Origin of the sequence: uncultured Murdochiella sp. (assembly GCF_902488755.1) — a bacterium.
Classification (GTDB): domain Bacteria; phylum Bacillota; class Clostridia; order Tissierellales; family Peptoniphilaceae; genus Murdochiella.
In genome coordinates this window covers 1-2,539 of record NZ_CABTXF010000075.1, presented here as the reverse complement: position 1 = coordinate 2,539, position 2,539 = coordinate 1, and the positions used below count along the sequence as shown (strand labels likewise).

The following is a 2,539-nucleotide window of genomic DNA, read 5'->3' as shown; positions in this document are numbered from 1 at the left end:
TGGAAGGGAGCAAATTCCGCTTCGTATGGTGCAAAGGGATGACCGGAAAGGTAGACCCCCAATACGTCCTTTTCATACGCCAAACGTTCGGGAATGCCATATTCCGGAACGGATTTCGTTCGCCAACCGCCCGAATCCTCCAAAGTAGAAAAGGCGTCAAAAAGAGATTGCTGTCCGCTCAAATTCTGTCGATGTGCGTTTTGGATTCCCGAAATGGACATTTCCAAATCCGCCATCAACTGTGCGCGATGTCCACCCAGACTGTCACACGCGCCCGCATAAATAAAACTCTCCACCGATTTGCGATTCAGCGCGTTGCTGTCCACATCGCATATACGCCGCATGTACTCCTCAAGCGACGAGAAAACCCCTTCTTCTCTTGCCTTTACCGTTGCTTCCACAATGGCGCTGCCAACATGCTTAATGCCCAGCAGTCCGAAGCGCATAGCGCCTTCCTCGACAGAAAACTTTCCGAAGGACGCATTGACATCCGGTGGAAGCAGCTTTACGCCGATTCGCTCCGCTTCGCGTATGTAAAGCGACATCTTGGAAAAATCGCCCATGACGCTCGAAAGCAGCGCCGCAAAGTATTCGCAGGGATAATACCGTTTCAAATAACCGGTCTGCACCGCCAAAAACGAATATGCCACGGAATGCGACTTATTAAAAGCGTACTTGGCAAAAGCAATCATCTGATCGAAGATTTCATTTGCCACTTCCGCAGGGATCCCTCTTCGCACGCATCCTTCAATAGCAATGCTGCCATCCGCCGCCATTTTGCCATGCACAAAATATTCTCGATTCTCCTCCATGACCGCCATTTTTTTCTTCGACATCGCACGGCGCAAATTATCCGCACCGCCCAGCGTATAGCCCGCCAACTGCTGCACAATCTGCATGACCTGTTCTTGGTAGACAATGACACCATAGGTTTTTTCCAATATCGGAGCAAGCGCCGGATCGAGATAGCGCACTAGCGTCGGATTATGCCGTGCCTGAACATACGTCGGAATCTGTTCCATAGGACCGGGCCGAAACAGCGCATTCGCGGCAACAAGATCATCAAAGCGTGTCGGCTTCAATTGGGAAAGAAAACGTCGCATACCAGGCGATTCAAATTGAAAGAGACCAATGGTTTCGGCATCCTGAAATTGTTTTAGCACCTGCGGATCGTTGACATCCATGTTGTCCAGATCCGGTCGTGTTCCGGTTCGTTTTTCAATCATATCTAAGGCATCGTCAATGACCGTGAGATTGCGCAGCCCTAAAAAGTCCATCTTGAGAAGCCCCAGCTCCTCCAGCTCAATCATATTGTACTGGGTCGTGACCTGTCCGCTGTTTGTCGAAAGAGGCACCAAATTCTCTACCGCTTCTCCGGCAATCAACACGCCAGCGGCGTGCGTGGAGGTATGGCGTGGCATTCCCTCAATGGCACGCGCCAAATCCACCAACCGGCGGTGCATTTCATTTTCCTGATAGATTTGTCGAAAATCGGGACTTTCTTCCAGTGCCCGATCCAACGTCATCTTCAGGGCGTTGGGAACAGCTTTGGCAATGCGATCGACTGCGGCAATCGGCATATCCAGCACGCGCCCGACATCGCGAATCGCCATCTTGGCGGCTAATGTCCCAAACGTGACAATTTGCGCTACTTTTTCGTCACCATAGCGCTGTTTGACGTACGCAATCACTTCTTCTCGCCGCACATCATCAAAATCAATATCAATATCTGGCATGGATACGCGTTCCGGATTAAGAAAGCGTTCAAAGAGAAGATCAAAACGCAGCGGATCGATACCGGTAATGCCCAGCGCGTATGCAACAAGGGAACCGGCAGCAGAACCACGTCCCGGTCCTACGGATATACCGTGCGTTTTCGCAAAATGCACAAAATCGGACACAATGAGGAAATAGTCCACAAATCCCATAGAGGAAATGACATCCAGTTCATGCTCCGCACGGGCAAGCGCCTCGGCAGAATCCGGATACTTCTTTTCCAAATTTTCGCGAACCAGCCGACGCAGAAAGGTTTCATGGTCTTCCCCCGTAGAGACTTCAAAATTAGGCAAATGCGGCTCATGAAAAGGAATCTCGACATGGCAACGTGCGGCAATCTGCGCCGTATTGGCAATAGCACCGTCATAATCGCCTAAGATTGTCTCCATTTCTTCGGGGCTTTTTACATAAAAGGAATCGTTGGGAAAACGCATCCGGTTTTCCTGCTCCAAGGTTGCGCCGGTTTGAATGCAGAGCAACACATCATGGGCTTCGGCATCGTCTTGACGCAGATAATGGCAGTCATTGGTCGCCACTAAACCGATTCCGGTCTCTTCGTGTATGCGCGCAAAAATGCGGGCAACCGTCGCCTCTTCCCTTAATTCATGCGATTGAATTTCCAAATAAAAGTGTTCTTTCCCAAAAAGGCGTTCATAGCGCAATGCGGTTTCTTTTGCCACGTCATACGGACTATCCAGCGCACGTTGTGCGCATTCGCCGGCAAGGCACGCCGAGAGTGCAATCAAACCCTCGTGATATTTCT

The 2,539-nt window shown here is 50.5% G+C and carries 1 protein-coding gene; it reads right to left on the bottom strand.

What is annotated here, in order from left to right:
* Window positions 1-2,522: DNA polymerase III subunit alpha (dnaE, locus tag RDL68_RS06220; RefSeq protein WP_308540811.1), on the bottom strand; the 2,522-nt coding region annotated here is incomplete at its 3' end.
* Window positions 2,523-2,539 lie beyond the last annotated feature (17 nt).